This is a genomic window from Streptomyces sp. NPDC096132 (assembly GCF_044763345.1).
GTDB lineage: Bacteria > Actinomycetota > Actinomycetes > Streptomycetales > Streptomycetaceae > Streptomyces.
In genome coordinates, this window is the sequence record NZ_JBIWGA010000052.1 from 11,780 (window position 1) to 35,633 (window position 23,854).

24 protein-coding genes and 3 pseudogenes are annotated in these 23,854 nt (G+C 71.1%); 12 read left to right on the top strand and 15 right to left on the bottom strand.

Annotation, left to right across the window (positions count from 1 at the left end; all coding sequences use genetic code 11):
• The first annotated feature begins 94 nt into the window (after window positions 1-94).
• The 7 genes from ACIRF9_RS50195 to ACIRF9_RS50225 all read left to right on the top strand — a co-directional run bounded on the left by ACIRF9_RS50195 (window position 95) and on the right by ACIRF9_RS50225 (window position 7,345).
• A complete protein-coding gene (locus tag ACIRF9_RS50195; protein WP_403837114.1) occupies window positions 95-1,408 on the top strand; it encodes a GAF domain-containing protein in 1,314 nt (437 codons plus the stop codon).
• A gap of 56 nt (window positions 1,409-1,464) precedes the next feature.
• Window positions 1,465-2,985, top strand: a complete 1,521-nt coding sequence (locus ACIRF9_RS50200) for an aldehyde dehydrogenase family protein (RefSeq protein WP_403837115.1) — start codon at window positions 1,465-1,467, stop codon at window positions 2,983-2,985.
• 16 nt (window positions 2,986-3,001) lie between these two features.
• Window positions 3,002-3,379: a DUF779 domain-containing protein gene (locus tag ACIRF9_RS50205; RefSeq protein ID WP_403837116.1), complete on the top strand. Its 378-nt coding sequence runs from the start codon at window positions 3,002-3,004 to the stop codon at window positions 3,377-3,379.
• A 10-nt stretch (window positions 3,380-3,389) separates the two neighbouring features.
• Complete coding sequence (locus tag ACIRF9_RS50210; protein ID WP_403837117.1) at window positions 3,390-4,403, top strand: zinc-dependent alcohol dehydrogenase; 1,014 nt, start codon at window positions 3,390-3,392, stop codon at window positions 4,401-4,403.
• Window positions 4,404-4,488: 85 nt separating this feature from the next.
• Window positions 4,489-5,604, top strand: a complete 1,116-nt coding sequence (locus tag ACIRF9_RS50215) for an NAD(P) transhydrogenase subunit alpha (RefSeq protein WP_403837118.1) — start codon at window positions 4,489-4,491, stop codon at window positions 5,602-5,604.
• A complete protein-coding gene (locus tag ACIRF9_RS50220) occupies window positions 5,601-5,921 on the top strand; it encodes an NAD(P) transhydrogenase subunit alpha (protein WP_403837119.1) in 321 nt (106 codons plus the stop codon). The genes ACIRF9_RS50215 and ACIRF9_RS50220 overlap by 4 nt, the downstream gene beginning before the upstream one ends.
• A 5-nt stretch (window positions 5,922-5,926) precedes the next feature.
• Window positions 5,927-7,345, top strand: coding sequence for an NAD(P)(+) transhydrogenase (Re/Si-specific) subunit beta (locus ACIRF9_RS50225; RefSeq protein WP_403837120.1), 1,419 nt, complete (start codon window positions 5,927-5,929; stop codon window positions 7,343-7,345).
• A 59-nt stretch (window positions 7,346-7,404) separates the two neighbouring features.
• Here the strand turns inward: ACIRF9_RS50225 and ACIRF9_RS50230 are convergent, their stop codons facing one another.
• From ACIRF9_RS50230 to ACIRF9_RS50265, 8 genes and pseudogenes are all read right to left on the bottom strand, one after another.
• A complete protein-coding gene (locus tag ACIRF9_RS50230; protein ID WP_403837121.1) occupies window positions 7,405-8,517 on the bottom strand; it encodes an ABC transporter ATP-binding protein in 1,113 nt (370 codons plus the stop codon).
• 667 nt (window positions 8,518-9,184) lie between these two features.
• On the bottom strand, window positions 9,185-9,910 hold the full coding sequence (locus ACIRF9_RS50235; RefSeq protein ID WP_403837122.1) for a hypothetical protein: 726 nt from the start codon (window positions 9,908-9,910) through the stop codon (window positions 9,185-9,187).
• 187 nt (window positions 9,911-10,097) lie between these two features.
• Window positions 10,098-10,406: an SHOCT domain-containing protein gene (locus ACIRF9_RS50240; protein WP_403837123.1), complete on the bottom strand. Its 309-nt coding sequence runs from the start codon at window positions 10,404-10,406 to the stop codon at window positions 10,098-10,100.
• A 382-nt stretch (window positions 10,407-10,788) separates the two neighbouring features.
• Window positions 10,789-11,442, bottom strand: a complete 654-nt coding sequence (locus ACIRF9_RS50245; protein WP_403837124.1) for a CBS domain-containing protein — start codon at window positions 11,440-11,442, stop codon at window positions 10,789-10,791.
• 32 nt (window positions 11,443-11,474) lie between these two features.
• Window positions 11,475-12,176, bottom strand: coding sequence for a CBS domain-containing protein (locus tag ACIRF9_RS50250; protein WP_403837125.1), 702 nt, complete (start codon window positions 12,174-12,176; stop codon window positions 11,475-11,477).
• 164 nt (window positions 12,177-12,340) lie between these two features.
• Window positions 12,341-12,565, bottom strand: a pseudogene (locus ACIRF9_RS50255) (DUF190 domain-containing protein); the annotation flags it as partial.
• Window positions 12,566-12,568: 3 nt separating this feature from the next.
• Window positions 12,569-13,042, bottom strand: a pseudogene (locus tag ACIRF9_RS50260) (CrcB family protein).
• Between the two features lie 369 nt (window positions 13,043-13,411).
• Window positions 13,412-13,825: a DUF302 domain-containing protein gene (locus tag ACIRF9_RS50265; protein ID WP_403837126.1), complete on the bottom strand. Its 414-nt coding sequence runs from the start codon at window positions 13,823-13,825 to the stop codon at window positions 13,412-13,414.
• A gap of 349 nt (window positions 13,826-14,174) precedes the next feature.
• On the opposite strand from ACIRF9_RS50265, the gene ACIRF9_RS50270 reads away from it, so the two are divergent.
• Together ACIRF9_RS50270 and ACIRF9_RS50275 are read left to right on the top strand one after the other, a co-directional pair.
• Window positions 14,175-14,480 carry a rhodanese-like domain-containing protein gene (locus ACIRF9_RS50270; protein ID WP_403837135.1) on the top strand — a complete coding sequence of 102 codons (306 nt, stop codon included), beginning with the start codon at window positions 14,175-14,177 and terminating at the stop codon, window positions 14,478-14,480.
• Window positions 14,477-15,224: pseudogene (locus ACIRF9_RS50275) on the top strand (sulfite exporter TauE/SafE family protein). The gene ACIRF9_RS50270 and the pseudogene ACIRF9_RS50275 overlap by 4 nt, the downstream one beginning before the upstream one ends.
• 19 nt (window positions 15,225-15,243) lie before the next feature.
• On the opposite strand, the gene ACIRF9_RS50280 reads toward ACIRF9_RS50275, so the two are convergent.
• From ACIRF9_RS50280 to ACIRF9_RS50290, 3 genes are all read right to left on the bottom strand, one after another.
• Window positions 15,244-15,531, bottom strand: coding sequence for a metal-sensitive transcriptional regulator (locus ACIRF9_RS50280; RefSeq protein ID WP_018839344.1), 288 nt, complete (start codon window positions 15,529-15,531; stop codon window positions 15,244-15,246).
• Between the two features lie 366 nt (window positions 15,532-15,897).
• Window positions 15,898-17,592: an aminotransferase class V-fold PLP-dependent enzyme gene (locus ACIRF9_RS50285; protein ID WP_403837127.1), complete on the bottom strand. Its 1,695-nt coding sequence runs from the start codon at window positions 17,590-17,592 to the stop codon at window positions 15,898-15,900.
• Window positions 17,589-18,041 carry an OsmC family protein gene (locus ACIRF9_RS50290; RefSeq protein ID WP_403837128.1) on the bottom strand — a complete coding sequence of 151 codons (453 nt, stop codon included), beginning with the start codon at window positions 18,039-18,041 and terminating at the stop codon, window positions 17,589-17,591. The genes ACIRF9_RS50285 and ACIRF9_RS50290 overlap by 4 nt, the downstream gene beginning before the upstream one ends.
• Before the next feature lie 276 nt (window positions 18,042-18,317).
• On the opposite strand from ACIRF9_RS50290, the gene ACIRF9_RS50295 reads away from it, so the two are divergent.
• The 3 genes from ACIRF9_RS50295 to ACIRF9_RS50305 are packed head-to-tail and all read left to right on the top strand — an operon-like array spanning window position 18,318 to window position 20,384.
• Window positions 18,318-19,559 (top strand): NAD(P)/FAD-dependent oxidoreductase, encoded by a 1,242-nt coding sequence (locus ACIRF9_RS50295; protein ID WP_403837129.1) that lies wholly within the window; start codon window positions 18,318-18,320, stop codon window positions 19,557-19,559.
• A 17-nt stretch (window positions 19,560-19,576) separates the two neighbouring features.
• A complete protein-coding gene (locus tag ACIRF9_RS50300; RefSeq protein ID WP_403837130.1) occupies window positions 19,577-19,894 on the top strand; it encodes a TusE/DsrC/DsvC family sulfur relay protein in 318 nt (105 codons plus the stop codon).
• A gap of 16 nt (window positions 19,895-19,910) precedes the next feature.
• On the top strand, window positions 19,911-20,384 hold the full coding sequence (locus ACIRF9_RS50305) for a DsrE/DsrF/DrsH-like family protein (RefSeq protein WP_403837131.1): 474 nt from the start codon (window positions 19,911-19,913) through the stop codon (window positions 20,382-20,384).
• 179 nt (window positions 20,385-20,563) lie between these two features.
• Here ACIRF9_RS50305 and ACIRF9_RS50310 read toward each other — a convergent pair whose 3' ends face one another.
• The 4 genes from ACIRF9_RS50310 to ACIRF9_RS50325 form a co-directional block, all read right to left on the bottom strand.
• A complete protein-coding gene (locus ACIRF9_RS50310) occupies window positions 20,564-20,854 on the bottom strand; it encodes a hypothetical protein (RefSeq protein WP_403837132.1) in 291 nt (96 codons plus the stop codon).
• A complete protein-coding gene (locus ACIRF9_RS50315) occupies window positions 20,851-21,771 on the bottom strand; it encodes a sulfite exporter TauE/SafE family protein (RefSeq protein WP_403837133.1) in 921 nt (306 codons plus the stop codon). The genes ACIRF9_RS50310 and ACIRF9_RS50315 overlap by 4 nt, the downstream gene beginning before the upstream one ends.
• Window positions 21,768-22,349: a rhodanese-like domain-containing protein gene (locus ACIRF9_RS50320; protein ID WP_403837134.1), complete on the bottom strand. Its 582-nt coding sequence runs from the start codon at window positions 22,347-22,349 to the stop codon at window positions 21,768-21,770. The genes ACIRF9_RS50315 and ACIRF9_RS50320 overlap by 4 nt, the downstream gene beginning before the upstream one ends.
• A gap of 88 nt (window positions 22,350-22,437) precedes the next feature.
• A complete protein-coding gene (locus ACIRF9_RS50325) occupies window positions 22,438-23,823 on the bottom strand; it encodes a rhodanese-like domain-containing protein (protein WP_403837136.1) in 1,386 nt (461 codons plus the stop codon).
• Window positions 23,824-23,854 lie beyond the last annotated feature (31 nt).

Below are 23,854 nucleotides of genomic sequence, written 5' to 3' on the forward strand. Positions count from 1 at the left end.
CCTGGAATCGGGGCCGTTCGGCCCCTGCGGCCCGCCCCGGTGCAGGGGTGAGGCTGATGCGACCGGATCGGCACGAAGGTTCCCGGGAGGTGCCATGGACGCTTCCGACGCCGCCTCGGTCTCCGCGCTGCGTTCCGCCCATGAGCAGTTCGTGACCACGAACGACCGGGAGCAGCGCGGTGTGCGTGGTCTCGTCGCCGATTCCTGGCAGCGGTGCGAGGCCTGTGGCGTACGTCCCGACGGCAGTCGTCCGCCACCGCTGCGGTGGGCGTCCCGGGACCTGGAGGCCCACCGCAGCGCTCACCCGCTCGCCGCCGTACTCCCCCTCTTCCGTGAACTGCTGGGCGCCGGCGCCGCCGACGACGGGCATGTGTTCGCGGTCGGTGACGCGGACGGCACCCTGCTCTGGGTCGAGGGCGACACCGCGGCCTTGAGACGGGCCGAGCGCATGCGCTTCGTCGAGGGAGCCGTCTGGTCGGAGCGCCAGGCTGGCACCAACGCTCCCGGCACGGCACTGGAGTTGGGGCGCGCCGTGCAGATCGTGACGGGCGAGCACTACAGCGCCGCCGTGCACGCCTGGTCCTGCGCCGCCGCCCCGGTACGGGACCCCACCACCGGGCGGGTGCTGGGTGTGGTCGACCTGTCCGGCGGGGCCACCATGGCCACGCCGCCGGCCCTGGCCGCGGTACGCGCCGCCGCCCTTGCGGCCGAGGCACAGCTCGCCCGGCTGCCGTCCGTGCCTCTCCTCGGGCCGCACAGCGGTACCGCACCTGCGGGCGAGGTCCGCCTGTGGGCACTGGGCCGGGACAGCGCGCTGCTGGAGTACGCCGGCCAGGTGCGTCACCTCAGCCCCCGGCACAGCGAGATCGTGCTGGCCCTCGCCCTGGCGGGCCGGGGGGTGACAGGGGACCGGCTCGCCGTGGACCTCTCGGAGCACGAGGTGCCCGCCTCGACGCTGCGCGCCGAACTGACGCGGCTGCGCGCGGTGCTGGGACCGGAGCTGCTCGGCTCCCGTCCGTACGCACTGCTGCGTCCGGTGCGAACGGACTTCGGTGACGTGTCCCGGCTGCTGACCGAAGGTCGGGTCGTCGAGGCGCTCGCCCGCTACTCTGGGCCGCTGCTGCCGCGTTCCGAGGCACCGGCCGTCGTGGCGCACCGCCGTTGCCTGGAGCAGCAGTTGCGCGGCGCCGTCCTCGGCAGCGGTGATGCCGGGCTGCTGCGCCGCTGGGTGGAGGCGGACTGGGGCTCTGAGGACCTCGGTGCCTGGGCTGCCCTGGCCCGGACTCTGCCGGCCGGCTCTCCGCAGCATGCCGCGGCTTCCGCGCGGGCCCGCGCGCTGGACCTGGAGACAGCAGTGTTCCCGCAGGTCCGGCGGCATGCAGCGGTATTGCAGCGTTCCCCCTCCTAGCGTGCTGAGTATCACCCCGATCGCCGTGATCGGACGTCATCCGAGAGGAGACGGCCATGAGGTACGAGCCTCCGGGCGCGCCGGGCAGCCCCGTCGACGTCGCGCCCCGCTACGAGAACTTCATCGGCGGCAAGTGGCAGGCGCCCACCACCGGTCAGTACACACCGAACCTGAGCCCCGCCACCGCCAAGCCCATCTGCGAGATCCCCAAGTCCGGGGCCGAGGACATCGAACACGCCCTGGACGCCGCGCACGCCGCCAAGGACAAGTGGGGCGAGGCCTCCACGACTCAACGAGCCGCGGTCCTCAACCGGATGGCCGACGCCATCGACGCCCACCGCGAGGAACTCGCCGTCGCCGAGAGCTGGGAGAACGGCAAGCCCGTCCGCGAGACGCTGGCCGCCGACATCCCCCTCGCCGCCGACCACTTCCGCTACTTCGCCGCCGCGATCCGCGCGCAGCAGAGCGAGATCACCGAGATCGACAAGGAGACCATCGCCTACCACTTCCACGAGCCGCTCGGCGTGGTCGGGCAGATCATCCCGTTCAACTTCCCGCTGCTGATGGCCGCGTGGAAGCTGGCCCCGGCGCTCGCCGCCGGCAACGCCACGGTGATCAAGCCCGCCTCCCCGACCCCGTGGTCGATCCTGAAGCTGATGGAGGTCGTCGGCGACATCGTGCCGCCCGGCGTCCTCAACGTCGTCAACGGCCCCGGCGCCGAGATCGGCAAGGCGCTCGCCACCAACAAGCGCATCGCCAAGGTCGCCTTCACCGGCGAGACCACCACAGGCCGCCTGATCATGCAGTACGCGTCCCAGAACATCATCCCCGTCACCCTGGAGCTGGGCGGCAAGTCGCCGAACATCTTCTTCAACGACGTGGCCGCGGCGGACGACGACTTCCTGAACAAGGCCGTCGAGGGACTCGTCCTGTACGCGTTCAACAAGGGTGAGGTCTGCACCTGCCCCTCGCGCGCCCTCATCCAGGAGGACATCTACGAGGAGTTCATGGCCCGCTGCCTGGAGCGTATCCGCGCCATCAAGCAGGGCCACCCGCTCGACACCGCGACCATGATCGGCCCGCAGGTGTCGAAGCAGCAGGTCGAGAAGATCGCCTCGTACGTCGACATCGGCGTCAAGGAGGGCGCCGAACTGCTGATCGGCGGCCACCGCCCCACCCTCGACGGGGAGTTCGCGAACGGCTTCTTCTACGAGCCGACCGTCCTCAAGGGCCACAACAAGATGAGGGTCTTCCAGGAGGAGATCTTCGGACCCGTCCTCGCGGTCACCACCTTCAAGGACGAGGCCGAGGCCCTCGCGATCGCCAACGACTCGCTGTACGGCCTCGGCGCCGGCGTGTGGACCCGCGACGGCGCCCTCGCGTACCGGATGGGCCGCGCCGTCAAGGCCGGCCGGGTCTGGACGAACTGCTACCACCAGTACCCCGCCGGTGCGGCGTTCGGCGGCTACAAGGTCTCCGGCATCGGCCGCGAGAACCACCAGATGATGCTCGAGCACTACAGCCAGACCAAGAACCTCCTGGTCAGCTACGGCACCAAGCCGCTCGGGCTGTTCTAGGAAGGAGCGGGACGACATGTCCGTGGGTTCGGCGAGTGTCGAGAACGGCACCGCGGGACACGTCATCGCCACCCGGGCGGCCCGCAAGGCCATCGGGGCCCTGCGGGCCGCCCAGGGCAGGCCGGTGATGTTCGTCCAGTCCGGGGGCTGCTGCGACGGCAGTGACCCGATGTGCTTCCCCGGTGGCGAATTCGCCCTCGGAGACGGCGACATGCTCGTCGGCGTGGTGCAGGGATGCACCTTCCACATGAACGCCGACTCCTACGAGGCCCTCGGCCGCCCTCTCTTCGTCCTCGACGTCGAACCGGGCACACCGGGCGGCTTCTCCCTCCCGGCCGGGGACGGACTGCGCTTCGTCACCCGGATCAAGGCGCCCCGGCACCACAGCAGTTGAGGAGCACGTCATGAAGGCAGCGGTGGTCACCGCATTCGGCAAGGCCCTGGAGATCCAGGACCTGCCCGTCCCCGAGACCGGCCCCGGACAGGTACTCGTCCGCATGGAGGCCTCCGGGCTCTGCCACACCGACATCCACGCCGCCCACGGCGACTGGCCCATCAAGCCGCAGCCGCCGTTCATCCCCGGCCACGAGGGCATCGGCCGCGTCGAGGCCGTCGGCACCGGCGTCTCCGAGGACCTCCTCGGCAAGCGGGTCGCCGTCCCCTGGCTCGGCTCGTCCTGCGGCACCTGCCGCTACTGCGTGTCCGGCTGGGAGACCCTGTGCGAGTCGCAGGTCAACTCCGGCTACTCGGTGGACGGCTGCTACGCCGAGTACACGGTCGCGAACGCGGGCGCGGTCGTCCGGGTGCCCGACGCCGTGTCGTCCCTCGACGCGGCACCGCTGACCTGCGCCGGCGTCACCACGTACAAGGCGATCAAGGTCGCCCGTGTGGTCCCGGCCGAGCGGGTCGCCGTCTTCGGGATCGGGGGACTCGGCCACCTTGCGGTGCAGTACGCGCGCCTCGTCGGCGGCCTGGTCACGGCGGTCGACCTGGAACCGGACAAGCTGGGCCTGGCCCACCGGCTCGGTGCCGACGTGCTCGTCAACGCCCGCACCCACGACCCGGTCGAGGAGATCAGGAAGACCGGCGGGGCGGACGTGGCGGTCGTGCTCGCCGCCGCGCCCAAGGCCTTCGAGCAGGCGTACAGGTCGCTCAACCCCGGCGGACGCCTGGTCATGGTCGCGCTGCCCGCCGACAACGCGGCGGTCAGTGTGCCGATCTTCGAAACCGTGCTCGGCGGGATCTCCGTCATCGGCTCGATCGTCGGCACCCGCCAGGACCTGACCGAGGTCTTCCAGCTGCATGCGGCCGGACGCACCCAGGTCATCGCCGAGACCCGGCGCCTGGAGGACGTCAACGACTCCTTCGACGAGGTCCTCGGCGGACGGGCCGAGGCACGGCTCGTCTTCGAGTTCTGAGAGGTCTGAGAGTCCTGAGAGGTCCGGGACTTCCGAGAGATCCGTGGCCCGGCACCCACTGGACCACGGGGAGAGGCAGCACACCATGGCCACCGTCACCGTAGGCGCCGTACGGGAGCGGGCACCCGGCGAACGCCGCGTCGCCCTCGTCCCCGAAGCCGTCACCCTTCTGCACCGGGCCGGACTCGACGTCCTGGTCGAGACCGGGGCCGGCTCCGGAGCCTGGTTCACCGACGCCGACTACACGGACGCCGGCGCGACCGTGGTCCCCCCGGAGGAGCTCTACGCACGAGCGGACGCCGTCCTGTGCGTGACGGCACCCGACCCGGAGACCGCAGAGGCACTGCGCGCCGGCCAGACCCTCATCGGCCTGCTCGAACCCCTGCGCCACCCCGCGCTGGTCCAGGAACTGACCGGCCGCGGAGTCCGCACGGTGAGCCTCGACCTGCTGCCGCGCACCCTCAGCCGCGCCCAGTCCATGGACGCGCTCACCTCCCAGGCCAACGTCGCCGGCTACAAGGCGGCCCTGCTCGCCGCCGACTCCTACGACCGCTTCCTCCCGATGCTGACCACCGCGGCGGGCACCATGCGCCCGGCGCAGGTCCTGGTCCTCGGCGCCGGAGTGGCCGGACTGCAGGCCATCGCCACGGCCCGCCGCCTCGGCGCCGTCGTCTCGGCGTACGACGTACGCCCCGCCTCACGAGGGGAGGTGGAGTCCCTCGGTGCCCGCTTCCTCGACGTCCCGCGCCCGCCGGACGAAGAACCGGGCACCGAACGGGGAGGCTACGCACGAGAGTTGACGGCCGAGGAACAGCGGGCCCAGCGGGAGGCGCTCGACGCGCACATCGCCCGCTCGGACATCGTCATCACGACCGCCCAGGTACCGGGCCGCAAACCACCGCTGCTGGTGTCCTCCGCCGTCCTGGAGCGGATGCAGGCCGGCTCGGTCGTCGTCGACCTCGCCGCGAGCGAACTCGGCGGCAACGTCGAGGACTCCGAACCCGACAAGACCACCGTCCTGGCGGGCGGCGTCACCGTCATCGGTGCCGGACGCCTGCCGTCCGCGATGGCCACCGCCGCTTCCACGGCCTATGCCCGCAACCTCGTCGCCCTGCTGCGCCACCTGGTGCGGGACGGCGAACTCGTCCTCGACCCGGCCGACGAGATCACGGGCGCCCTCATGGGAGGTGAAACATCATGAACGACCTCGACCTCCTCACCGCGATCACCGTGTTCGTGCTGAGCGTGCTGGTCGGCATCGAGGTCATCAGCAAGGTCCCCGCGACCCTGCACACCCCGTTGATGTCCGGATCCAACTCGGTGCACGGCATCGTCGTCGTCGGAGCCATGCTGATCGCGGCGGAGTCACACACCTGGCTCGGTTACGCACTGGCCTTCGTGGCCATGGTCTTCGGCGCGATGAACGTCGTCGGCGGATACGTCGTCACGGACCGGATGCTGGAGATGTTCAAGGCCAAGCCCCAGACGCGTGCGGCAGACGACAAGGCGGAGGTGTGACCGCCATGGGCACCGTGTCCGACACCGTTCACTACGTCTTCCTCGCCGCGGCCGCCTGCTTCGTGCTCGGCCTGCATCTGATGAACCACCCGCGCACGGCCCGCCGCGGCAACACCCTCTCCGCCGCCGCCATGGCCGTCGCGATCGCGGCCACGGTGTGGCTGGTCGCCGACGAGAGCCACATCACCGGCACCGGCTGGCTCGTGCTCGCCTCGGGCGGTCTCGTCGGCGGAGCACTCGGCCTGGCGGCCGCACGCGAGGTGCGGATGACCGCCATGCCCCAACTGGTCAGCCTCTTCAACGCCGTCGGCGGCGGCGCGGCCGCACTCATCGCCGTGAACGACCTGCTCCAGGCCGACGGCGCGGCCACACTCGGCGCCAGGGTCTCCGTGCCGGGCGCGCTGGACATCGTCATCGGCGCGGTCACCTTCTCCGGCTCCCTGATCGCGGCCGGCAAGCTGCAGGGAACGGTCTCCGGGGCACCGGTCGTCTTCCCCGGGGCACGGCTGCTGAACGTGCTGCTGCCGACCTGCTTCGTCGCCGGCACGGTCTGGCTGGTGCTGGCACCGGACTCCCGTACCGCCCTGTACGGGCTGACCGCCGTGGCCCTGCTGTTCGGCGTGACGATGGTGCTGCCCATCGGCGGCGCCGACATGCCGGTCGTCATCGCCCTGCTGAACGCCTTCACGGGATCGGCGGTCGCGATGGCCGGCTTCGTCCTCGACGAGACCGCCCTCATCATCGCGGGCATGCTCGTCAGCGCCTCCGGCGGCATCCTCACCAAGCTGATGGCCGACGCCATGAACCGCTCCATCGCCAACATCGTCATCGGCGGCTTCGGCACCGGCGACAGCGCGCCGGCGACGACCGGTGCGGGCGGGGCCCCGGCCCAGGTGCGGTCGGTCTCCGCGGACGACGTGGCGATCCAGCTGGCGTACGCGAGCAAGGTCGTCTTCGTCCCCGGCTACGGCCTCGCCGCCGCCCAGGCCCAGCACGAACTCGGTGACCTGGCCAAGCTCCTCACCGCCCACGGCATCGACGTCAGTTACGCCGTCCACCCGGTCGCGGGCCGTATGCCGGGCCACATGAACGTGCTCCTGGCGGAGGCCAACGTGCCCTACACCCAGTTGAAGGAGATGGACGAGGCCAACCCGCAGTTCCCGCAGGCGGACGTCGCCCTCGTCATCGGCGCCAACGACGTGACCAACCCGATCGCCCGCCGACCCGGCAACGCGATCTCCGGCATGCCGATCCTCGACGTCGACAAGGCGAAGAGTGTCGTCGTCATCAAACGGTCCATGGGCCACGGCTACGCGGGCATCGACAACGAGTTGTACACCGACCCGAAGACCGGAATGTTCTTCACCGACGCGAAGAAGGGACTGACCGAACTGAAGGCGGCCGTCGGTGAGTTCGTCGGCTGAGTTCCGTGGCATGGGTGATCCCCCGCCGGAGAAGGCGGGGGATTACCCATGCAGGTACGTCAGCCGGCAGTGTCCTGCAGGCGTCGTTCCGTCGTGGCGGAGAAGAGATGGAATCCGCCCGGTTGAACCGTGACACGCACTTGCTCCCCCTTGGCATGCCGCCTCCGTTCCGGGGCGCGGACGACGACGTCCACGGTCTCCGGTCCGACCTTGGCGGTGGTGTGGAGGTAGGTGACGGCACCGGTGTCCTCGACCGCCTCCACCACGAGGTCCAGGGCCGGCGTCTCCAGGTCCTCCGACGACAGGAGGGCGAACCGCTCCGGCCGTACGCCGAGCAGGATCCCGGCCGCGCCCTCCTCGGACACGGCCCGCCGCACCGCCGGACGCAGCGGCACGACAAGCCCGCCCAGCTCGGCGCCCTCTCCGGTGAGAGGCACTCGGAACAGGTTCATGGAGGGGGAGCCGATGAAACCGCCGACGAAGGCGTTGGCCGGGCTCCGGAACACCTCCCTGGGCGTCCCCACCTGCTGGAGCACCCCGTCCTTGACGACGGCCATCCGGTCGCCCATCGTCATCGCCTCGACCTGGTCGTGCGTGACGTACACGGTGGTGGTGCCGAGCCGCCGCTGCAACGAGGCGATCTGAGTCCGGGTCTGAGTCCGCAGCTTGGCGTCCAGGTTGGACAGGGGCTCGTCCATCAGGAACACACGCGGTTCGCGGACGATGGCGCGTCCCATGGCGACCCTCTGCCGCTGCCCTCCGGAAAGGGACTTCGGTTTGCGTTCCAGGAGGTCGCCGAGGTCCAGGACGCCGGCCGCCTCGGTGACACGATGCCGGACGTCCTCCTTGCGCATCTTGGCGATCTTCAGGGCGAAGCCCATGTTGTCCGCCGTCGTCATATGCGGGTACAGGGCGTAGTTCTGGAACACCATCGCGATGTCCCGGTCCTTGGGCGGCAGCTGGGTGACGTCCCGGTCGCCGATGCGGATCGTGCCCGAGTCGACGTCCTCCAGCCCGGCGAGCATGCGCAGGATCGTGGACTTGCCACAGCCGGACGGGCCCACCAGGACCATGAACTCACCGTCCGCGATCTCCAGGTCGAGCGTGTCGACGGCCGGGCGCTCCATACCCGGAAAACGCCTCGTGGCCTTGTCGAAGGTGACGGACGCCATGACCTTTCCCCTCTCTGTCCGGCCCCGGCGGGTGCCTCGTACGACGGCATGCGGCACGCACGGGGTACGGCGCCTTGCCCGGAGCCGCATCTTCAGCCTCCCGGCCCACAGTGGTGCGGCGGCAGGCGCTCAACGGCCCTGTCCGAGGGGCGGCGAGCCCAGGAGCGGAGGGCCGCACAGCCCACCGAGGAGGACTTCCGGCCCGTTCCGCGCCAGCCGGACGCACCAGGTCGTCGCGCCGCGCGCCGAACGCGAACGCGCGGTCACCGTGATGGATGGTGGGGGTCGGCCGGTGGCGCCAGTTCCCGCAGATCATCCTGGCCGCCATCAAACCGGTGCTGACACTGATCGTGATCTCGCCGTACAAAGCGCGTTGGGCGGCATGTCGATGTCGCCGGCCGCATGACCGCGGCCGTGTTCGGCCTGCTCCCACCGGCTGTCGGCGTCCTGCGCGCCGTGCGCGTCGACCAGGCCGCCCGGCCGACCGTGTTTCCGACAGCCCCGGCCCGCAGGCCCTCGCGGCCGTCGAGGAGGCGTACAGTCCGCTCACCGAGCGGTTGCTGCCGCACGAGAACGCCGCTCTCGTACCGGGTCGCATCCCACCTCGAACTGCGTCTCGTCGGCGCCCTCGCCGCCCGACGGGGGCCGCCCCGGCTCATGAGAGGGCTCACTCGATGTCGAGTACCTCGTGCACGGGGCGCCGAGGTGTGCCGGGGCCTGCCGGGCCGTATCCGAGCCGGAGCACCATCTGGATGAACCCCATCGCCGACCGTGGGTCGCGCACGGTCCAGCGCAGTTCGGGCCATTCGAGGGCCTGGGACGTGAGGGACGTGGCGAGCCCGTCGAGGGTGGCCTGCAGCAGGACGCGCTCCATGGCCTGGCCCGCCGGCAACCAGTCCCTCGGCCGGTCGTGCACGGTGCCCAGCACGGCGAGCTGAGGCGCGTTCTCGAACGCGGCGGCCTCGCGGCCGGGAACGGTGCGCCGGCCGGCGAAGTCACGCACGGGTGCCCTGCCGGAGCGCCGGCGAGGCCCGAAGGCGTACTCCGGTACCCCGTCGCTCGCTGTCTCCGCCGCTGCCGTACCCGCCCGGGTCCAATGCCTCAGCTCATCGAACGCGGCGGCGTCCATGGCATCGCGCCCCTCGGCATCCTGCACCAGGTCCAGCAATGTCCGCACATGCCATGTGTCGGGAAAGACCAGCCGCGCCCCCTCCAGGAGAGCGGCGCCGCTCAGGGCATCCTTGATGGCGCGGGGTATCGCCTCGAGCTCGGTGGCCGGTGTCCACCCCGCGTGGGCGGCGGCGACGCGCAGGTTGAACAGGGCAGCGGCGCAACCCAGGAGCCGCTGCGGCGCCCTCGACCAAGCCTGCCACGGTCGTCGTGTCGAGTTCACGTACGGACACTGGACCTGCCTCCCTCCATGGCCGACCGGCCACTCACGGAAGCGCGATTCCCGTCTCCTCCAACTATTCCGCGGCGGTCCCGGGCGTGTGCGGTGGCGGCTGTCGGCCCGGCGGACGACTGCGGAACCTGGAGTGTGACGGGAGTGACCCGATCCGTCACGGTACGGGGTCACTCGATCAGCTCTTGTCGAGCGGCTGGCCGCCACCGGTACGCAGAACGGTCAGGCAGCGGCGGTATTCGTCCTCGTCGATCTCTCCGCGGGCGAAGCGTTCGGCGAGCAACTGCTCGGCGGCGGGCCCGTGCGGTGCGGGGCTTTTCGTCGACCCGAAGCCGGCCGACCGGGACAGGGCCCGGAACAGCAGGACACCGAGGACGATGAGGAGAGCCCAGAAGAAGATCATGCCGAGCGACATGACGAACCAGGTCCACCCACTCGGATCATGGCCGTACCAGAGCATCACGGTCACCCACTTCCTCGCGGTCACCGGACGTGAGCCTCACGCCCATGGCTTCGGTGCCCTACTCTCACCGTCGGCCCTGTCCACCCGTTCGTCATGGGCCGAAGAGCCCAGACCGACTGGGGCGTTGGTCCCTGACGATGCGGGGTGGACCATCGCACGGGCTGGGGCGAGGCCGCGATCAGGCCTCCGGTTCCATGCTGATCGCCGGAGGCTCATGGAGGGAGTTGTGTCCCGCCCGCGTCCACGGGCTGGTCGACCGGAAGCCGATGGCCTCGGACGTTCCGGACGGGCATGCCGTCCTGCACTACGCCGCTGCCCCGTCCCCGTCGTCGCGCGCGGCTGACACCTGGCCCAGGAAGCGGTGGGTCGGCCGACCAGCCGCGCGGCGTATCAGGGAATTCTGCTCTCAGGTCGCGCCACTGCCGGTGAGCTCCGGCTCGACGTCCACGACACCTTCGACGGCGCGCACGAGGCGTACGGCGATCGGGACGAGCGCGGTGTCGCGTACGTGCCCGCGCAGGGTGACGACTCCCTCGTGCACGGTGACGTCGATGGAGTGGCCGGCGGTCGGATACAGGGAGGACACCACCCTGCGGCGGACCTCGTCCGCTATCTCGTCGTCCGGCCGCAGGAAGACCTTCAGCAGATCGGCACGGCTGACGATGCCCTGGAGCATGCCGATGTCGTCGACCACGGGCAGCCGCTTGACGTGCCGGACGGCCATGATCCGGGCGGCCTGGGCGAGAGTGGCGTCCGGGTGGACGGTGACGGCGGGGGTGCTCATGAGTTCCTCCGCCCTGGTCGCACCGGCCTTGGCGACGTCGGCCAGGCGCTGTCGCTGCTGGGAGAGGGGCTGCTCCCCTTCCCGGAACTCCTCCTTGGGCAGCAGGTCGGCCTCGGAGACGACACCGATGACGCGTCCCTCTCCCTCCAGCACCGGCATGGCGCTGACCTTCCACTGCTCCATGGTCAGCACGATCTCCTTGAACGGTGCGTCGCGTCCGACGGCTACGACCGTCTGGGTCATCACATCGCTCACGGTGTACGGAGTCCCGGTCATGTCCCATCCCCTCTCGTCGTTTGCACTCCGGCTCATGTGGCGATTCCGGCGCGGCGTGACGCCTCGGGCTCCGGCACGGTGGAGGTGTCGTCCACCCGGTGGTGCAGCTCGGCGGAGACATCGACCACCCCGTCCACGCCCTGGCACAGGCGCACGAGGACCGGGACGAGCGACTTGCGCTCGACGGTGCCCTTCAGCGCCACCCGTCCGTCGACCACCCGCACGGTGACCGCCCCGGGCGTGATCCCGAGCGTGCGCAGGAGTACCTCTCCCGCGATCTCCTCCCGGATGGCGCTGTCGCCCCGCAGGAAGACATGCAGCAGGTCGGCCCTGCTGACCAGCCCGACCAGTCGGTCGGCCTCGTCGACCACCGGCAGCCGTTTGACGTGGTGGCGCTCCATGACCTGGGCCGCCTCCACCGCCGTCCACTGCGGCCGGGCCGTCACGACAGGGCTGTTCATCAGCCCCTTGGCGGTCGTGGCCTCCGCCTTCGCGCGGTCGGCGGGCCCGGGACGCAGGACCGGCAGCAGGCCCGCCGGATCGAGGAGTGCGGCCTCCTTGCGCAGCAGGTCAGCTTCGGAGACCACGCCCACGGCGTGTTCCTCGTCGTCCACGACGGGTACGGCGGTGATGTCGTGTTCGGCGAGCAGCTTGGCGATCTCCTTGAAACCGGTGTCCCGGCGCACCTTGACGACCGGTGCGGTCATGAGGTCGCCTACCGTCCGGTGCCACATGGTTCCCGCCTCCTTGTGTCGCGTGCGTTCCTCCTTCCACTCTCCGCCCGGCACGCGTGAGCCGCATGGGCCGGACGGTCCCGACGACGCGACGCGGCCGACGGCCTTCACCACGCCGTCTGGGCCGTCGCCCCCTCGGGAAGCCGTGGCGTGCGGCACCCGGCGATGACGATCGCCACCGGCAGATCCTCGCTCAGGGACAGCAACCGCGCGGTATGGATCAGGGAGGAGGCGCCGAAGCCCTCGACGCCCCGGAACACGTCGGCGCCCGCGAACCCGGCCTGGTGCACCTGGTGCACGATCTCGCTGTGGAGCGGCTTGTGGTGCCATGTGTCGTTCTCCCCGATGAAGATCGTCACCCGCAGGGCACTGCCGGTCAGCCTTGTCATCACTTATCCCTGCCTCCAGGCCAGAACGCGGCGTGTCACCGTCACCGCGAGCCACACCGCTGCCGGCGCCGCCGGCGGCGCCGCGGCCGGATACGCCAAGCCGGTCCGGGGATGCCCGGTGTTCACGAGCTTCCGGATGTCGACGGCGTACGTCGAGAAGGTCGTGAAACCGCCGATCACCCCCGTGCCGACGAACGGCCGCACCAGCCGGTGCGCCGCCCACACATCGGTGATGACCACCATGAACACGCCGATGACCGCGCAGCCGACCGCGTTGACCCACAGCGTGGTCCACGGAAAGGACTAGCCGCCGGGGTCGGCCACAGTTGCGCGGCCCCGTAGCGGGCCGCGGCCCGGCGCCACCACCGCCACGATCGGTCCCTGTGCCCGCCAGGACTGCTGCCGCCGTGCGGGCACGCGCAGACCGACGTCGGGGTCCGTGGGTTCGTCCACCGCCTGGGACTTCGGGGCTGTCATGTACGTCTCCTACTCGCCGGGGCCCGCACGCGGGTACACACCATCGCAAGTAGGGACTGTTGGCGCCGCCGATGCCGCGGTTCGGGTACGGCGAGCCCCACCGCCGCGCTGCGACCAGGGTCACAGCCGACCGCCAGAGTAAGGCCACCTCGCCCACCTGACCGACAACGGTGTCCGTGACCGCGTCCAGGAGGAGATCACGGCCTGCGCGACCGGTGACTCCCGCGTCCTTTCGCCCGCTACCGGTCGGCCGGCGCGGACCGGTGCGGTGACGTCGCGTCAGTGGAGGACACGCCGGGGCCGCCCGGGGGGAGGGGACAGGGCCGAGCGTGTTCGGCCCCTACGGTCTGCGTCGGGCTGATCGTCCGCTCAGCCCGCTGTCCCGCCCGGGGCGAGGGCGGCGAGGGCGGCGTCGAGGCGGCGGGTGGCCTCCTCGGCGACCGGCCGCAGGGCGTCGAGTTCGGTCAGGGCGACCATCGTGTTCGGGTCGAGGGCCTGTACGGCGGTGCGGTCGCCGTCGCGGCGGACGACCACGTTGCAGGGCAGCAGCAGGCCGATCGAGCGGTCGGTCTCCAGGGCGCGGTGGGCGAGGGCCGGGTTGCAGGCGCCGAGGATGACATAGGCCTCCATGTTTTCTGCGGCATGGTCGAGCTTGGCCTTGAGGGTGGCGGTGACGTCGATCTCGGTGAGGACGCCGAAGCCCTGTGCGGCGAGGGCGTCGCGGACGCGCTCCACGGCGGTGGCGAAGTCGGTGTCGAGGTGGACGGTGCGGTCGTAGCGCATCGCGGTGGTCTTTCTCGTCGGCTCGCGCGGGACGGGTGTCCCGCCGTGTGCGAGGTACTCGTGAGGTGTTTCCCGGGGCTTCCCCTGTCCCCGTAAATACCCCCTAGGGTATTCATGTTACCGTCGAAGGCATACCCCCTGGGGTAAATCTTCACCGGGAGGCAGGGACTACCTCGTGTTCTCCGTGGACGTGATCGAGGTGGCGGGGATCGGCAACCGGAGCTGTCTCGGCCGGAGGTGAGCGCACAGCCTCGGCAGTGGATCCGCCCCGCGACATCGGCCAGGTGATCGCGGCCGCCGCGCGGCGCGGGGTGCGGACCTCGCACATCGTCGCACCGGGCACGCCGACATCGACGGCGCGGGTGACGCCGTACTGCTGGACGTGCGCGAGCCGTTCGAGTGGCAGGCCGGGCACGCGCCGCGCGCCGTGCACCTGCCGCTGTCCGCGCTGGCCGCCGGCGCGGGGCTGCCGGACACCGCGCAGGCGTGGCCCCTGGTCGTGATCTGCCGTTCCGGCAACCGTTCCCGGCAGGCCGCGGAACTGCTCGTCGCCCGCGGTTCGCAAGCCGTCGACGTGATCGGTGGCATGCGGGACTGGGCCGCGGCGGGGCTGCCGGTGGTGGACGCGCGCGGCGGGAACGGCACCGTCACGTGAGCGCGGTCGTCCTCGCCCTGGTCGCCGGGGCCGTCATCGGCCTGGCGCTCGGCGCGCTCGGAGGCGGCGGCAGCGTGCTGGCCGTCCCCGCCCTGATCTACCTGCTCGGCTTCACCCCGGTCGCCGCCACGACGGCGAGCCTGGTCATCGTCACCATCACGTCGGTGACCGCGCTGGCCGCGCACGCCCGTGAGGGTCATGTGCGATGGCGTACGGGGCTGTTGTTCGCGGCGGCCGGGATCGGCCCGGCGATGCTGGGCGGCGCACTTGCCGCCCGCGTCCCCGAGGCGGTGCTGACGGCGGCCTTCGCGCTGGTCGCGGGAGCGGCCGCCGTGCGCATGCTGCGCTCGCGGCCGGACGCGGAGGGTGCCGTGACGGTACGGCCGATGCGGGCCGCGGCCGCCGGCGCCGGGCTCGGCGCTGTCACAGGAGTCCTCGGCGTAGGCGGCGGCTTCCTCGCCGTACCGGCGCTGGTGAGCGTGCTCGGCATGCGGATGCGTAACGCGGTGGGCACCAGCCTGCTGGTCATCACCGTCAACTCGCTGGCCGCGCTGACGACCCGGGCCCGGCACGGTCGAGGGGCTGGACTGGGCGGTCGTGGGCCCCTTTGTCGGGGCGGCGACCCTCGGCGCCTGGGACGGCAAGCGGCTGGCCGCGAAGGTCTCCGGGGACACGCTTCAGCGGAGCTTCGCCCTGGTGCTGTCGGCCGTGGCTGCCTTCATGCTCATCCACGCGGTGGTGTGAGTTGGACCAGGGGACATGATCACGCCAGGGACAGGAACAGCTTCTCCAGGCGGGCGCGCATCGCCTCGGGGTCCTCACCGTTCCTACGACCGGACTCCATGTCCGTCACACACTGCTGCAGGCCTGTCGCGATGATCGCGAAACCGGCGCGGTCCAGTGCCCGTGAGGCGGCGGCGAGCTGCGTGACGACGTCCTCGCAGTCGCGCCCCTCCTCGATCATCCGGATCACACCGGAGATCTGGCCCTGCGCCCGGCGCAGCCGGTTCAGCACGGCCTTCAGGTCCGCACCCTCAAGCTCCAGTTCCACGATCACTCCTCGAGAAATACCCCTAGGGGTACTGTACGTCCCGGTTCGGGACGGCGTCGACCACCAAGGATCACACCTGTCATGGCCAGACCTCCCGCCCTTGCCGCCCTGCCCAGCCGCTGAACCTGCGTGCGGGCGCGGGGCGTGTCAGTTCGCTCGAGTCGTGCCCGCGGCGGCCTTCCGGAGCCGGCTGCGCGTACAGGACGGTCCGGTCGCGGACGGCCATCAGGGCGGCGGCCCAGAAGTCGATCAGCACGATGTCGGAGCCGTGACGGCCTCCTCGAAGGTGTCCTTGGTCAGGTCGACGGTCGGCATGGGGCTCCCTCCGCTCCTGTGTACCCGGTGGGGTATTTGTGCCTGCTCGGTTCAATCGGTGTCGGTCCGGGTTTTTTCCCTGCAGACGGGAGGCAGCGGGAACCAGCGCATGCGCTCGAAGTCGGCCGGCAGCCCGGTGGCGCCGTCATCGAGGCGGTCGGGGCGGGCGGCCAGCACCTCGCGGGCACGGGCGAGTTGACCGGCCAGTGCCTCCTCGCCCAGCCGACGGTGAGGGGGTGCCGGTGCGGTGAGCCCGCCGTCGGCGCTGTAGCTCACGTCGGTCAGCCGTAGGGGCGGGCCGACGGGGCCGTCGTGGTGGTGCCACTGTCCGGTGCGCGCATCGAAGCGGTAGTCGGGCAGCAGCCGGTGGCCGTGCGTGGCGATCAGGTCGACGGCGTCGATGAGGTAGTCGCGGACGGTGTCGCTGATGAAGTAGTTGAAGTTGACGCGGCTCCATCCGGGCTTGATGCCGTCGCAGCCGTGGACGACCTCGTCGAGCAGGGCATGGGAGGTGGTGGTGTCGATCGCGAGCAGGCGGTGGCCGTACGGGCCCGCGCAGGAGCAGCCGCCACGGGCCTGGATGCCGAAGAGGTCGTTCAGTAGCGCGACCACGTAGTTGTGGTGCAGGTAGAGGCGGTCGCCGTACCGGATCCGGAAGGAGACGATGGACAGCCGGCGGGCGTGGTGGTTGCCGAGGATCTCGATGCCGGGGTTGCGGTCCCAGCGGTTCAGCGCGCGCCGCCAGTGGCGCTCCTCGGCGGTCTGGATGGCGTCGGTGCCGACGGCCTGCTTGAGGGCGAAGACGAGCCCGGCCCGGACGGACTCGACGATCGCGGGGGTGCCGCCCTCCTCGCGGGCCACCGGATCGTCGAGATAGCGGTGGCTGAGCGGATCGACGAAGGCGACCGTGCCGCCGCCGGGCGCGGTGGGCACCCGGTTGCGCACCAGCTCGCGCCGCACGACGAGTACGCCGGGGGTCTGCGGACCGCCGACGAACTTGTGCGGGGAGACGAACAGCGCGTCCTTGTGGTCCCCCGCGCCCGCCGTGCTCTCGGCCGTCCGGATCGGGACGTACGGCGCCGCCGCCGCGTAGTCCCAGAAGGACAGGGCGCCGTGTCTGTGCAGCAGCCGCGCGATGCGGTCGGTGTCGGTGAGGATGCCGGTGACGTTGGAGGCCGCGGAGAAGCTACCGATCCGCAGCGGGCGGCCGGCGTGGCGTCGTAGTGCCTTTTCGAGTCCGGTGAGGTCGATGTGGCCGTCGGGATCCTCGTCGATCACGACCACGTCGGCGACGGACTCGCGCCAGGGCAGTTCGTTGGAGTGGTGTTCGTAGGGGCCGACGAACACCACGGGCCGCTCGGCGGGTGGCGGCCGGTCCGGGCGGCGCAGCTGAAGGATGCCGATCAGTTTGTTGACCGCGGCGGTCGCGCCGGACCCGCAGAAGATCACCAGATCGTCCTCGGTGCCGCCGACCGCCGCCCGGATGATCCGGCGGGCGTCCTCACGCAGCCGGGTCGTCTGCAGACCGGTGCTGGAGCTCTCCGTGTGGGTGTTGCCGTAGCGCGGCAGGACCTGTTCGCGGACGAAGTCCTCGACGAAGTCGAGGGAGCGGCCGGAGGCGGTGTAGTCGGCGTAGACGATCCGCTTCGGGCCGTAGGGGCCGTCCAGCACCTCGTCGTCGCCGATGAGGCCGCCCCGGATGCGGTCGAGCAATGCCGGCACGGTCGGCGCCGAGGTCGTACTCATGGCTCCAGCTCGATGTCGATCTCGGGCACCTGGTGGAGGGTGTTGTGGACCGTGCAGTGCGAGGCCACGGCCAGCAGTGCCGCCCGCCGTCGCTCGGGCAGTGCCCCCGGAGGGACGATCACAAGGCGCAGGGAGGAGACGCGCGCCGGGCGGTCGGTGGCCATGGTGAATTCCGTACGGACGCGCAGTCCGGTGAGAGGCAGGCCGTGCCGGTGGAGGTAGCGGCCCGCGTAGAACGCCACGCAGGTGGCCAGTGAGGCGGCGAAGAGCTCGGTCGGGGTGGGTGCGGTGTCCGTGCCACCCGCTTCCAACGGCTGGTCGACCTGGAGGCAATGTCCGCGGACGTCCACGGAGTAGGCGTCGCCCTCGACGTGGGTGACCTCGAGGTGGTGCACGTCCGGGGACTGGGTGCGGTTCGGCTTGAGGGTCTGCGGTGTGCTGCCGGTCATGGCCGGGCCCTTCTCGCTGGTGTCGGCTGCTCCGGTTTCCAGTCGACCGCTGGGCGCGGGGGCGGGGCGAGGGGCCGACGGGGTGCGCCGGGGACCGTTCGGCCCTCGTGCCTGGTCGCACGACGATATACCCTGCGGGGTATTTTACCAGGGCGCTCGTGACGGGCAAGCGGGTCCCGGGGGTCGTGGGCCCGGTCGAAGACATACCCGGGTGGGTACCCCGGTGGGGACCAGTGGCCCAAGTCCGGTCGTCATCTTCCGTACGACAGTGGGGACATGGGCCAATACATCGTGATTCTCGGCGGCGGAACCGCCGGCACCATGACGGCGAACCGCCTGTGTCGCACATACGACAGGCGGGAGTGCCGGATCACGGTCGTCGACCAGGACGACGACCACCTCTACCAGCCCGGTCTGCTGTTCGTGCCGTTCGGGCTCGCCCAGCCGCACCACCTCGTGCGGTCCCGTCCCCGGCAGCTGGACGCTGCCGTCGACTACAAGCAGGCGCGGATCGAGCGGGTCGACCTGGACGCGCGGACGGTACGCCTCGCCGGTGGCATCCGGCTGTCGTACGACGTCCTCGTGGTCGCCACCGGAGCGACGCTGCTGTCGGAGGAGACCGAAGGACTGACCGGACCCGGCTGGGGGGAGAAGGTCTTCACCTTCTACGACCTGCCCGGCGCGGCCGGTCTGCGTGACGCGCTGGAACGCTTCGACGGTGGCCGTCTGGTGATCGACGTGGCCGACCTGCCGGTCAAGTGCCCCGTTGCGCCACTGGAGTTCGCCTTCCTCGCCGACTGGTACTTCCAGCGGCGAGGCATCCGAGACCGGGTCGAGCTGACGTACGCCACCCCGCTGGACGCGGCCTTCACCAAGCCGGTCGCCGCCAGGGCGCTGGGGGGACTGCTGAAGGAGAAGGGCGTCGAGCTCGTCACCGAGTTCACGCTCGGAAAAGTGGACGGGGCCGGGGGCCGGCTGGTGTCGTACGACGAGCGCGAGGTGCCCTTCGACCTGGCGGTGGTCGTGCCGCTGCACGGCGGCGCGGAGTACGTGGGCCGCTCCGAGGGCCTCGGCGACGAGCTGGGATTCGTCCCCGTCGACCCGCACAGCCTCCAACACCCCGACCACCCCGAGGTGTTCGCGGTCGGGGACGCGGCGGGTCTGCCGGCGTCGAAGGCGGGCTCGGTCGCCCACTTCGAGGGCGAGGCGCTGGTGCACAACATCGGCCGCTTCCTCGCCGGACGGCCGCTGGACGCCTCCTTCGACGGGCACACCAACTGTTTCGTCGAGACCGGTTTCCACAAGGCCCTGCTCATCGACTTCAACTACGACACCGAGCCGCTGCCCGGCCACTTCCCGGGCCCCGTCGGTCTGCCGCTGCTGAAGGAGTCGCACGCGAGCCATCTCGGCAAGCTCGCCTTCGAGTGGCTGTACTGGCACAGCCTGCTGCCCGGCCGGGAGGTACCCGGCATCGGCTCGGCGATGCCCGAGCGCGGCAAGAACCACCTGTCCGTCTGAGGGGAGAGGACCCCGCCATGCCCACCGCCACCTACGCGGACACCGCCGTACCCGTCGACGACGAGGGCTTCTTCACCGACCCCGAGCGGTGGACCGAGCCCATGGCCGAGCAGCTCGCCCGCGAGGCGGGCATCGAGGCCCTGACCGACCGGCACTGGAAGGTCATCCACTTCATGCGCGCCCAGTACGCGGCCAAGGGCACCGGTCCCACCGTCCGCGTCCTCGGCAAGACCTCCGGCGTGAGCGTCAAGGAGCTCTACCAGCTCTTCCCGAAGGGCCCGGCCAAGACCGCCGCCAAGATCGCCGGAATCCCCAAGCCCCGCGGCTGCATCTGAGAAGGAGGGGCTCGCCATGGCGGACACCGCCACGATCGAGAAGGTCTCGATCATCGTTTCCAAGGGATCCCTGGAAGGGATCTACCCAGCCCTGATCATGGCCAACGGTGCCCGCGCCGAGGGCATCGAGGCCGACTTGTTCTTCACCTTCTTCGGACTGGACGCCATCACGAAGAAGCGCTGGGAACACATCAAGCTGGCCACGGTCGGCAACCCCGGACTCCACCTCCCGACCCTGCTCGGTGGCCTGCCGGGGGTCCCGGATCTGGTGACGCGTTACATGGGACGGAAGATGGACAAGCTCGACATCCCACCGATCCCCGAGTTCATCGAGATGATCGCCGACACCGGCGCCGGCATCTACGCCTGCAGGGCATCGGTCGACCTCTTCGAACTCGGCGAGGACGACCTCGTCGACCAGGTCCAGGGCGTCATCACGGTCGGCGAGTTCTACGAGCGCGCGGCCGGCGGCCAGATCGTCTACACGTGAGACGACCGGCACCGGCATCGGACGCGTCCTGCCGGACGGCAATACGGCGCGTGGTGGCGGTCGTGTCCGACCCGGGCGTACCCGCACGGGGAACCGACCGGCCATCCGGACGGTGCTGCGGCCACGTGCCTGTGTCCGACTCGCGGGCGTCACCGGACACCGGGACCCGTCGACGTCGTTCACCGGTCGGAACCCGGACGACAGGACGCGGAGGAGTCCTCGCGCGTAGGACCGGCGGGATCGGTGGCGCGCTCGGCCTGGCCCGTGTGCAGGAGGAGCAGGCGGGCCGGGCCGCGTGCCTCGTCGGCCGTGAGCGCCGCCCACACCCCCGGTTCGCCGCGCTGGTCCCTGCCCACGTCCAGGGTGACCCGGCTGATGGGCCGGTCCGCAGGCGCGAGCCGCAGGCGCCGCACGGCGATCCTGCGCCCGCAGGTGGTCACGATGCCGCGGCCCTCACTTCCTGTGGTCACGGGCGGGTGGCGAGGTGGTCCGGGCTGTCCTTGTCCGGCGTCGCCGGGGTGTCGTTCGTTCGCTCCGGCGTTCGTGCGGGGCGCCTGAGCATGTACCGGCTGACGGCGATCCCTACTGCCGCGGCCACGGAGGCCCAGGTCCAGGGGCTGGTCAGCAGGGTGTGGCGGAAGCCGGTGCCGGTCTGTTGGCCGAGGACGAAGACGCCCATGACGGCGACGAACCAGCCGAAGGACTTGCGCAGCGCCTCCTGCGGGATGCGCCCGGCGAGGAGGCCACCGAGCAGGCTGCCGACGACGGCGGTCGCCGTGACGAGTGCGGCGAAGCCCCAGTCGATGTGCACGCCGGCGAGGTAACCGGCCAGGCCGGCGAAGGACTTCATGGAGATCACGAGCAGGGAGGTGCCGACGGCGACGGTCATCGGCAGCCCGCCGAGCAGGGCGAGCGCGGGGACGACGAGGAACCCTCCACCGGCTCCTACCAGTCCGGTGACCAGCCCCACGACGATGCCGTCGAGCAGCACGTGCAGGACGGGGAGTTCGTGGTGGACCTTCTTCGGCGCCTGCCGGCGGCCGCGGATCATGGCGACGGCGGTGGCGATCATCATGAGGGCGAACGCGATGAGCAGGACCGTGCCGGGGATGAACTCGGCGAGGCGGCCACCCGCGTAGGCGCCGGTCATGCCGGCCAGGCCGAACAGCAGCCCGGTACGCCAGCGGACGCGTCCGGCGCGGGCGTGGGAGACGACGCCTGCGGCGCTGGTGACGCCGACGACGAATAGGGAGGTGGCGATGGCCTCCTTGGTCTCCAGGCCGGCCAGGTAGATCAGGATGGGGACGGTCAGGATGGATCCGCCGCCGCCCAGGACGCCGAGGCTGGCGCCGATGAGCAGGGACGCGGCGATGACCACGGCGATCACGGCGCGTCCCGCAGGGCGCCGACGATCGTGTCGAGGTCGGTGCGCGGGCCGCGGTTGTAGGGCAGCTTCGACAGCAGCATGCCCATGGCGCAGGTGTTGGTGAGCGCGGCGACGGTCAGCCCGGCGCCGACGGCGGTGCCGATCAGGTGCAGTCCGGGCACGAACAGGCCCGCGACGCCGGTCACCAGGACGAGGGTTCCGGCGACGAGCCGGACCTGGCGCTCCAGGTCCCAGCGTTCGGGTCCTCGGGTGAGTGGGCCGCCGGCGTTCTCCCAGGCCGTGACGCCGCCGTCGAGGACGCGAAGGTTGGGCAGCCCTGCCTCGGCGAGGGCCTGTTCGGCCTGGGCGGCGCGGGCGCCGGAGCGGCAGATGAGGACGACGTCCTCGTCGAGGTGGTGCAGCAGTTCGGCGCGGTGCTCGCGCAGGGTGTCGAGGGGCACGTTGTAGGAGCCGGGGATGTGGGCGGTGCGGAACTCGCCGGGAGTGCGCACGTCCAGCAGGCGCGGGCCCTCGCCGGAGCGGGTCAGGTCGCGCAGGGCAGCGGGATCGAGTCGTGGTTTGTCGGCACGGACGGTCATCGAGGGTTCCCTGTTTTCTGTGAGGCGGTCTCTGCGAGGGGGGTCGGGCGGCGGCCGTGCTCCGGTCGCCGCCCGGGACCGCGGTGGATCAGACGTCGGCCCGCGCGGGCAGGGCGAGCCAGGCGCCGTAGCCGCCGAGCAGGTCGGAGACGTCGCTGCGGCCCTTGTGCCGCAGCAGGCTGGCGGCGATGGAGGAACGGTGGCCGCCCGCACAGTGGACGACCAGGGGCCGGCCGGAGGGGAGCTCGTCGATACGGCGGGACAGTTCGGCCAGCGGGATGTGGAGCGAGCCCGCGATGAAGCCCTCCTCGCGCTCGGCGGTGTTGCGTACGTCGAGCACCAGCGGCGGTTCCTCGCCGTCCAGCAGCCGGCGCAGTTCGTCGGCGGTCACGCGGCTCGCCTGCTCCATCTCGGCGGCCAGGGCGGGGAAGGCGCCCTCGGGTTCGCGCAGGTACCCGCCGACCCGGTCGAAGCCGATGCGGGCGAGCCGGATGACGACCTCCTCCTCGCGGTCCTGCGGCGCGACGACGACGACCTCCTGCTCGGGACCGACGACCATGCCGGCCTGCTCGGCGAAGCGGCCGTCCGCGGGCACGTTGACCGAGCCGCGCAGATACCCGGGCGCGAAGTCCTGCGGGGAGCGGGCGTCGACCACGACCGCTCCCGCCGCGCGCCGTTCCATGAACTCCCCGACCGACAGCGGCCGAGGCGCGGCGGCCGCGTCGAACAGGCCGTGCTCCTTGCGGTTGAGGATCGCGTCGTAGACGAAGTAGGCGGGTGCCGACGGCTGTCCCGCCGTCACCAGCTCCACGAACCTCTCCTCGCTCATCGGCCGGCACGCGTAGTTGGTGGCGCGCTGCTCTCCGATGGTGGACTGGCGCTGGGTGGAGAGGTTCTTGCCGCAGGCGGAGCCGGCGCCGTGGGCGGGGAAGACGCGGACCGCGTCCGGGAGGTCCATCAGCTTGTTCTGGACGGTGTCGTAGAGCATCCGCCCGAGTTCGTCGGCGGTCACGCCGATGGAGGCGAGCAGGTCGGGCCGTCCGACGTCGCCGATGAACAGCGCGTCGCCGGTGAGGACGCCGTAGGGGACGGCATCGTCCGCGTGCTCGTACACCAGGACGCTGATCGACTCCGGGGTGTGGCCGGGAGTCTCGAGGATCCGCAGGTGGACGTCGCCGAGGCTGATCCGCTCGCCGTCGGTGAGCCTGCGGATGGGGTACTCGGCGTCGGCGCGCTGCCCGTAGCCGATCCAGGCGCCGGTGCGGTCGGCGAGCTCCAGGTGGCCGGCGAGGAAGTCGGCGTGGAAGTGGGTGTTGACGACGGCCTCGATGGTGAAGCCGTGCTCGGCGGCGTCGGCGAGGTATTCGGACACGTCGCGGCGCGGGTCGACGACGACGGCCCTGCCGGTGGTCTCGTCGGCGATCATGTACGACGCCTGGGAGAGGCAGTCGAGGTAGTACTGGGCGAAGAACATGTTGGGTGACCTCCGTGTCGGAAGGGTTGAA